The sequence below is a fragment of the Stutzerimonas stutzeri genome (assembly GCF_024448935.1).
Lineage (GTDB): Bacteria > Pseudomonadota > Gammaproteobacteria > Pseudomonadales > Pseudomonadaceae > Stutzerimonas > Stutzerimonas stutzeri_AO.
Map to the genome: position 1 here is coordinate 1 of NZ_JAMOIE010000136.1, position 8,859 is coordinate 8,859.

General features: G+C 61.6%; 7 protein-coding genes and 1 pseudogene. 6 read left to right on the forward strand and 2 right to left on the reverse strand.

Features of this window, described 5'->3' with window-relative positions:
* Positions 1 to 122: 122 nt before the first annotated feature.
* Positions 123 to 365, forward strand: coding sequence for a hypothetical protein (locus NA637_RS23155; protein ID WP_256074868.1), 243 nt, complete (start codon positions 123 to 125; stop codon positions 363 to 365).
* Between the two features lie 15 nt (positions 366 to 380).
* Here the strand turns inward: NA637_RS23155 and NA637_RS23160 are convergent, their stop codons facing one another.
* Positions 381 to 1,001: a TetR family transcriptional regulator gene (locus NA637_RS23160; protein WP_256074870.1), complete on the reverse strand. Its 621-nt coding sequence runs from the start codon at positions 999 to 1,001 to the stop codon at positions 381 to 383.
* 11 nt (positions 1,002 to 1,012) lie between these two features.
* On the reverse strand, positions 1,013 to 1,798 hold the full coding sequence (tbtR, locus tag NA637_RS23165; protein ID WP_256074871.1) for a tribuytltin resistance regulator TbtR: 786 nt from the start codon (positions 1,796 to 1,798) through the stop codon (positions 1,013 to 1,015).
* Between the two features lie 211 nt (positions 1,799 to 2,009).
* On the opposite strand from tbtR, the gene tbtA reads away from it, so the two are divergent.
* From tbtA to NA637_RS23190, 5 genes and pseudogenes are all read left to right on the forward strand, one after another.
* Complete coding sequence (gene tbtA / locus NA637_RS23170; RefSeq protein ID WP_131199604.1) at positions 2,010 to 3,158, forward strand: multidrug efflux RND transporter periplasmic adaptor subunit TbtA; 1,149 nt, start codon at positions 2,010 to 2,012, stop codon at positions 3,156 to 3,158.
* Between the two features lie 14 nt (positions 3,159 to 3,172).
* A complete protein-coding gene (tbtB, locus tag NA637_RS23175) occupies positions 3,173 to 6,313 on the forward strand; it encodes a multidrug efflux RND transporter permease subunit TbtB (RefSeq protein ID WP_256074872.1) in 3,141 nt (1,046 codons plus the stop codon).
* A complete protein-coding gene (gene tbtM, locus NA637_RS23180) occupies positions 6,310 to 7,740 on the forward strand; it encodes a multidrug efflux RND transporter outer membrane channel subunit TbtM (protein WP_256074873.1) in 1,431 nt (476 codons plus the stop codon). Before tbtB ends, tbtM begins: the two co-directional genes overlap by 4 nt.
* A 71-nt stretch (positions 7,741 to 7,811) precedes the next feature.
* On the forward strand, positions 7,812 to 8,330 hold the full coding sequence (locus NA637_RS23185) for an acyloxyacyl hydrolase (protein WP_033999983.1): 519 nt from the start codon (positions 7,812 to 7,814) through the stop codon (positions 8,328 to 8,330).
* Between the two features lie 382 nt (positions 8,331 to 8,712).
* A pseudogene (locus tag NA637_RS23190) lies at positions 8,713 to 8,859 on the forward strand (IS5/IS1182 family transposase); the annotation flags it as partial.

Genomic DNA, 8,859 nt, shown 5'->3' on the forward strand with positions numbered 1-8,859 from the left:
TAACTGCCGTCGCGCTCCGATGTAGTGCACGCTGGAAACTCATTGATATATTACCTCACCGTAGTTAGCAACGAGCATCGCAGATTCATAGACAGTAATGCTGAGCTGCAGGCGCAGGTGTCGTGAAGACGCACGTACTCAATATCGATGCAATGTTGCTGCTACAAAAATGCAGTGGCAAGGCAGATCCAGTTGCGACCAAGCTGGTGCTGTTTGTAGCTCTTGCGCGAGTTTGCGTGCGCCAGGCAGTTTCGCTACATACCATGCCCTTTCGAGAGGCGCCGCCGACAGTCCTCAATTACGTTGAACACTCTATCCAGTTCGAGACGTGCCTGGCGGCAGGTAAGAACTCCGCTCCCTCATGAGTTCGGGCAATTTCCTCATGCCACAGACACTTTTAACAAATGCTCAGGTGGCGACTTGATCAGACAGAGCAGTGATTCGAGCACAGAACGTATTAGCGACTCTTTGTTCTCTGGCTGTTGCAGACATTCATACAAAAGACCGCTGATAGCGCTCTGAAATAGCGCCTCGACCATTTCAAGATTTATGTCTGGAGAAATTTCGCCATTTCTAGAAGCGGACTCGAGGATGGCCGCAATTTGCCGCATGAACTGCTTGCGCAGCCGCGTTAAGCCGTCCCGAATGATTCCGCATTCGCCTGTAGGTCCTTGAAGGAACATGATGCTCAAGAGCTTTCGAGCCGTGTCGTCGCCAACCGTATTCAGCAGAACGCGCGCCAGCCACGTCCATGCGTTGTCAAGGCAGGCATTGCGAGGCACCGGCTGTCGAAGCGGAATCGATAACTCGTCGAACAGCGCGTTCAAGATGGCGTGCTTGTCTTTGAAATGCCAATAGACCGCACCGCGTGTGACGCCCGCCATCTTGGCCACCGTCGCCAACGCGGCGTTATCGACCCCTTCATCCCAGAACACTTCATTGGCAGCCATGAGAATCTTGCGTCGGGTCAGCTCCGCTTCAGCGGCGGTTCGTCTGGCCATGCTTTCGCCTCTCAGGATGTATGCGTGGCGCGCCGACCGATCGCCCGCTCGACGCTCTGCTGGCAGCGGTGCAGCGCCTGTTGAAATGGCTCACGACGAGTCACTAGCCGCGCTGTCGGTCCGACGATTGCGATCGAGTACCGGCCCAAATAGGTTTCCAGCGTGATCGCAAACGAGCTGAGTCCTTCAATCAGCTCGCCATGCTCTTCGGCAACGGCGCCCTCAGCGATCTGGCCGAGCTGCTTAAGCAGCGTAATCCGGTCAGGCGTGCATGGAGTCACGATCGGCAGCGGGTCGGGCAGCATCTGTTGCAGCCACTCATCGGCCAGGACCGCCAGCAGCGCCTTGCCGCTCGCGGTCGCGTAGGCCGGCGCCTTGATACCAATGGGAAACACGACACGTAGCTCACGCTCGGCCACGACGCGGTCGACCACGTAGGCTTTCGCGCCGACCAGCGTGCTGACGCAAACCGACTCGCCCAACTGCTCGCAGAGCTCGAGCATGTAGGGCTTGAGCAACGTGATGATGTCCGTCTGGGTCTGGCTGATCAGCTGCCCGAGTGCCGGCCCCGGGCGGAAGCCGCCACTGGGGCCAAGGGTCTCGACCAGGTACTCGGCCTCCAGCGCGGTGATGATGCGCTGCACCGTGGAGCGGGGCAGGTCGACGATCTGCGCGATAGCAGCCAGGCTCAGTCCCTGGGGGTTGTCGCCCAGGGCCCGCATGATCGCTCCTGCGCGGGCGATTACCTGAATACCGTTGTGCCGGCCGGCTTCAGCGGCCTGGTCTGTCTGTGTCATAGCATCCTCTTATGTACTACGCCCACTTGGGTTGCGGGGGTTTTCCAGCAGCTTCGCAAGAGTGAACAGGCATTCTTCAACGTCGCGGACCGGAGTTGCCAGTTCCTTGTTCAGGCCTGTTACATATTCCGAGATGTCTCTACTGAACTGTATAGTGATACACTGAATCGCTATATGGTACAGCCTTTGTGCATTTGAGGGGAGACAACAGGTGAATCACCGAAAAGCTAAATCGCGCGCATGGCATTCCGTTCCGCTGGCGGCACTGTTGCTGGCCGGCTGCGTGGAGTCGGACAAGACGCAAACCGCGGCGCCGCCGCCGGAAGTGGGGGTCTATCAGGTCGAGGCACAGGCGTTGACACTGACCACCAAACTGCCGGGACGTACCGCCTCGTACCGTGTCGCCGAGGTGCGGCCGCAGGTCAACGGCATCGTTCAGAAACGTTTGTTCACCGAGGGCACGGAGGTCGAGCAGGGCCAGCAGCTGTACCAGATCGACGCACGCACCTATGAGGCACGCCTGGCCCGCGCCAAGGCCAACCTGGTCACGGCGGAAAACCTGGCCAAGCGCTATGAGCGCCTGGTCAAGACCAATGCCGTCAGCCGCCAGCAGTACGACGACGCCATGGCCGCCTGGAAACAGGCCCAGGCCGAAGTACAGGTAGCCAGCATCGACGTGCAGTACACCAAGGTGCTGTCGCCGATTTCCGGCCGCATCGGTCGCTCGCGGGTCACCGAGGGCGCACTGGTGACCAACGGCCAGGCGCAGGAAATGGCCACGGTGCAGCAGCTCGACCCCATTTACGTGGACGTGACCCAGCCCATTACCAAGCTGCTCGAACTGCAGCGAGCCCTGGAAACAGGGCGCCTTCAACGCGCCGGCGAAGACCAGGCGCAGGTCAGCCTGACCCTGGATGACGGCAGCGCTTATCCGCTGACCGGCACGCTGAAATTCTCCGAAGTCAGCGTCGACCCCACCACTGGCTCGGTCACCCTGCGCGCCGAATTCCCCAACCCAGACCGCAAGCTACTGCCCGGCATGTTCGTCCAGGCCCTGCTGCAGGAAGGCGTTCAGCAAAACGCCATTCTGGTGCCGCAGCAGGCTGTGAGCCGCGATACACGCGGCGTTCCCAGCGTCTGGGTGGTCAAGCAGGACAACAGCGTCGAGAAGCGCGAAGTCGAGACCCTGCGCACCGTCGGTAATGCTTGGCTGATCGGCAAGGGCCTCGCCGACGGCGAACGTGTGATCACCGAAGGCACCCAGCACGCCCGCAGTGGCGTCACGGTAAAGCCAGTGGAGGCCAGCAACGTCCATCTGGTTACCGAGTTTGGCGAGCCCACTGCTGCCACAGCCCACTGAGGAGCTAGACGTTCATGTCCCGTTTTTTCATCGACCGGCCAATCTTCGCCTGGGTTTTGGCCATCGTGGCCATGCTCGCCGGCGCGTTATCGCTGGTGAAAATGCCGATCAGCCAGTACCCGAACATCGCTGCCCCTGCAGTCTCGATCCAGGTCACCTACCCCGGCGCCTCGGCGCAGACCGTGCAGGACACCGTGGTGCAGGTGATCGAGCAGCAACTCAGCGGCCTCGACGGCTTCCGCTACATGTCCGCCGAAAGCGCCTCCGACGGCAGCATGACCATCATCGTGACCTTCGAGCAGGGCACCGACCCGGATATCGCCCAGGTCCAGGTGCAGAACAAGCTGCAATTGGCCACGCCCAGGCTGCCTGAAGAAGTGCAGCGCCAGGGCCTGCGGGTGGTGAAATACCAGAGGAACTTTTTTCTGATCATCGGCCTGGCGGACACCACCGGCAAGATGACCAACTTCGACCTCGGCAACCTGATCGCCTCACAGTTGCAGGACCCGATCTCGCGCATCGACGGCGTCGGCGACTACATGCTGTTCGGCTCGCCTTACGCCATGCGCATCTGGCTCGACCCGGCCAAGCTCAACAGCTACCAGCTGACCCCCAGCGACGTCGCCAACGCCATCCGCGAGCAGAACGTGCAGGTCTCCTCCGGCCAGCTCGGCGGCCTGCCGACCCGCTCGGGTGTGCAGCTCAACGCCACGGTGCTGGGCAAGACGCGCATGACCACGCCCGAGGAGTTCGAGGAAATCCTGGTCAAGGTCAAAACCGACGGCTCGCAGATCCGCGTCAAGGACGTTGCCCGGGTCGCGCTGGGCGCCGACAACTTCGCCATTTCCAGCAAGCACAACGGCAGACCGTCGGCGGGCCTGGCCCTGCGCCTGGCCAGCGGCGGCAACCTGCTGGAAACCGTGAAGGCGGTGAAAGCCGTGATGGAGAAGCAGAAGGCCTATCTGCCGGAAGGGGTCGAGGTGTTCTATCCCTACGACACCACCCCGGTGGTGGAAGCCTCGATCAGCTCCGTGATCCAAACCATCGTCGAAGCGGTGGTGCTGGTGTTCCTGGTGATGTACCTGTTCCTGCAGAACTTCCGCGCCACGCTGATTCCGACCCTGGCGGTGCCCGTCGTGCTGCTCGGCGCCTTCGCCCTGCTTCCCTCCTTCGGCATCAGCATCAACGTGCTGACCATGTACGCCATGGTGCTGGCCATCGGCCTGCTGGTGGACGACGCCATCGTCGTGGTGGAGAACGTCGAACGCCTGATGCACGAGGAAGGGCTGTCGCCGCTCGAGGCGACGCGCAAATCGATGGGGCAGATTTCCGGCGCCCTGGTCGGCATCGGCCTGGTGCTGTCGGCGGTGTTCGTGCCGATGGCCTTCTTCGGCGGTTCAGCGGGCATCATCTACAAGCAGTTCGCCGTGACTATCGTGCTCTGCATGAGTCTCTCGGTACTGGTCGCGCTGATTTTCACCCCGGCGCTGTGCGCCACCATCCTCAAGGCGCCCAAAGGCGATGCCCATCACGAGAAGAAAGGCTTCTTCGGCTGGTTCAACCGCAGCTTCGAGCGCGGCACCACCCGTTTCGAGCGCGGCGTCGGCGGCATGCTCAAGCACCGCGGGCGCTACCTGCTGGCGTTCGTGCTGATTACCGCCGGCACCGGCTATCTGTTCACCCAGATTCCCAAGGCCTTCCTGCCCAACGAAGACCAGGGCCTGCTGATGGTCGAGGTACGCATGCCGGTGAATTCCTCCGCCGAACGCACCGAAGCGGTACTGCAGGAAGTGAGCGACTACCTGCGCAATGAGGAAGGCCAGCTGATCCAGCACGTGCTGACCGTCAACGGCTTCAACTTCGCCGGTCGCGGGCAGAACTCCGGCCTCGGTCTGGTCATGCTCAAGGACTGGAGCGTGCGCGCCGCGGAAGGCCAGGACGTGTTCAGCCTGGCCCAGCGCGCCAACGCCCGCTTCGCCCAGATCAAGGACGCCACCGTCATGGCCTTCGTGCCGCCGGCGATCCTGGAAATGGGTAACGCGATGGGGTTCAACCTCTATCTGCAGGACAACTCCGGCGTCGGTCACGCCGCGCTGATGGAGGCGCGCAACCAGTTCCTGCAGCTGGCCAACCAGCATCCGAAGCTGCGCGCGGTGCGCCCCAACGGCAAGGATGACGAGCCGCAGTTCCAGATCAACATCGACGACGAGAAGGCCCGCGCCCTGCAGGTCAGCATCGCCTCGATCAACCAGACCATGTCGGCGGCCTGGGGCTCGATGTATGTCAACGACTTCATCGACCAGGGACGCGTCAAGCGCGTGTACATCCAGGGCCAGGACGATTCGCGCATTTCGCCGGAAGACTTCGGCAAGTGGTACGTGCGCAACGCCCTCGGCGAGATGGTGCCATTCTCGGCCTTCGCCACCGGCGAATGGACCTTCGGCTCGCCCAAGCTGGAACGCTACGGTGGTATCTCCTCGGTGGAAATCCTCGGTGAGCCGGCGCCGGGCTACAGCACCGGTGACGCGATGATCGCCATCGCCGAGATCATGCAGCAGCTGCCGTCAGGCATCGGCCTGAGCTACACCGGCCTGTCCTACGAGGAGATCCAAACCGGCGACCAGGCGCCCATGCTTTATGCGCTGACTGTGCTAATCGTGTTCCTCTGCCTGGCTGCACTTTATGAAAGCTGGTCGGTACCGGTGTCGGTGATGATGGTGGTTCCGCTGGGCATTCTCGGCGCGGTACTTGCCACGCTAATGCGTGAACTGAACGCCGACGTCTACTTCCAGATTGGCCTGATGACCACGGTCGGCCTGTCGGCGAAGAACGCCATCCTCATCGTCGAGTTCGCCAAGGATTTGTATGAGAAGGAAGGCATGCCGCTGGTCGATGCTGCCGTTCATGCGGCCAGGCTGCGGCTGCGACCGATCGTCATGACTTCCTTGGCCTTTACCTTCGGTGTATTGCCCATGGCTCTGGCCAGTGGCGCCGGTGCCGGCAGCCAGCACTCGGTCGCTACCGGCGTGGTCGGCGGGATGATCACCGCCACGGTGCTCGCGGTGTTCTTCGTGCCGCTGTTCTATGTGGTGGTGGTCAAGTTGTTCGAAGGCCGCAAGAAGGCTCAGGCCGATGGCGAAGGAGAATCCGCATGAGACTCAAGCATCTGACCGTCGCGATGACGCTGGCGCTGTCCGGCTGCAGCCTGATTCCTGACTACCAGCGCCCGGACATGCCGGTGCAGGCGCAGTGGCCGGAAGGCGCGGCCTATGAACAGGGCGCAGCGGCGAGCACCACTACCGCCGAGCTGGGCTGGAGGGAGTTCTTCGTCGATCCGACGCTTCAACGCCTGATCGGCCTCTCGCTGGAAAACAACCGCGACCTGCGTCAGGCGGCGCTCAACGTCGAAGCCTTCCGCGCGCAGTATCGCATCAGCCGTTCCGATCTATTCCCCAGCATCGGCATCGACGGCAGCGGCCAGCGTCAGCGTCTGCCGGCCGATCTGTCGAACACCGGCGAGGCGGATATCGCCAGCCAGTACGGCGTGACGCTCGGCGTCAGTGCCTACGAGCTGGACTTCTTCGGTCGCCTGCGCAGCCTTGAAGAAAGCGCACTGGCTCGTTATCTGGCCACCGAAGAGGCGCAACGCAGCGTGCAGATCGGACTGGTCAGCGAGGTTGCCATGGCCTACCTGACCTGGCGCACCGACCAGGGCCTGCTGGAACTGACCCACGACACGCTCTACAGCTATGGCAAAAGCCTGAGCCTGGTGCAGGCCGCCCACGACGTTGGCACGGCATCGGCATTGGATGTGCGTCAGGCCCGCAGCCTGGTGGAGCAGGCGCGCGTGCAGTTCGCCCGCTATTCGCGCCTGGTCGCGCAGGATGCCAACCTGCTGCGCCTGTTGCTCGGCACCGAGCTGCCGGCCGATATCACGGATGAACCCGGCAGTGATCGCATGTTCGCAGAATTGCCGGTGGGCATGCCGGCCGACCTGCTGCTACGCCGCCCGGATATCATCGCAGCCGAGTTTCGCCTGCATGCGGCCAACGCCAACATTGGCGCAGCACGCGCGGCGTTCTTCCCGAGCATCCGCCTGACAGCCGCCGCCGGCACCCTGAGCGGTGAGCTAGACGGCCTGTTCGAGGGCGGTTCGGGCACCTGGAGTTTCATGCCACAGATCAACATCCCGATCTTCACCGCCGGCCGGCTCAAGGCCAACCTCGATTACGCCGAGGTGCAGAAGGACATCAACATCGCCGAGTACGAACAGACCATCCAGACCGCATTCCGCGAAGTCGCCGATGGCCTGGCCGCACGCGGCACCTTCGAAGAACAGCTGCAGGCCCAGGCCGACCTGACCACTACCACCCAGGAATACCTGGAACTGGCGCAGCAGCGCTATGACGAGGGTGTCGACAACTACTTGGCCGTGCTCGATGCGCAACGCGAACTGTTCTCTGCCCAGCAACAGCTGCTCAGCGACCGACTGCTGCAGCTCAACAGCGAGGTGCAGCTGTTCCGAGCGCTCGGCGGCGGATGGACGGAGAACATCGCGCACCGCGACGAGTCCGCGCAATAAAAAGGCGGTCGGCGTTACGCCGGCCGCTATGACAACGTTTGATTGTTTTGGAAAGCCAGAGGAGAGAAAGCATGAAAATCCGCTTCGCACTGTCGTTGGCAATCGCACTTCTTACCGGCACAGCCACCGCTGGCGCCGCCGAGTTTTCCGGCGCGCTGGGCATGACCGGTCAAGGTGACATGAGCTACCGCGCCGGCCTGGCGTTCGACTGGGACAAAACCTGGCTGAACAGCGGCACTGGCCAGCTGACCGGCTACTGGGAAGCTGCCTATACCTATTGGGAAGGCGGTGACGACTACAGCGGTGCGCACTCGCTGTCCTTCGCCCCGGTATTTGTCTATGAGTTCAGCGGCTTCAAATACACGCCCTTCGTCGAAGCCGGGATTGGCGTTGCATTCTTCTCCAAGACCGATGTCGGCGAGCAGCAATTGGGTTCCTCGTTCAACTTCGAAAACCGCATCGGCGCCGGCCTGAAGCTGCCGCACGAGCAAAAGGTCGGCATACGCGCCATCCACTATTCCAATGCCGGCATCAAACAGCCGAACGACGGAATCGAATCCTACTCATTGTTCTACAACAAAGCCTTCTGATATCTGGGGCTTCTGCGCCGGACGGAGTCGCAACGTGGTAATCACCTTGCCGCAATTGTCCCTTATACCTAGTACGTTGTGTCGCAGCGATTTCGTCTGCGCGCTGCCCTCTGTGTTGTTCCCCCGCAATTACTGATCATTCGTGACCTGTCGCACCGCCGCAAACTGCTGGTGAGCTCGTCTACAACTTAGAGGCGGTAACCTGATGGACTACGGAATATCGTCCAGTCGCAATTGGCAGCACATCAATGAGATCCGAACTCAGAAAAATGCCTGCCGCATGGTGCCGGCGGTGGAAGGGCGCTATCCGGCCCAGAGTGTGTAAAAACGCCCCGGTAAACCTTTGCTATGATTTCGGAGAATCTCACCGCAAGGGGCGCCCATGAAACGGTTTATCCAAGGTGAACATCGAGGCCAAAGCACCTTACTTCCCGAAAGCCTCGACGATTACGTCAGCGATACCAATCCGGTTCGGGTGGTTGACGTTTTCGTCGATGAACTCGATTTGGCCAAGCTAGGTTTTGATGGC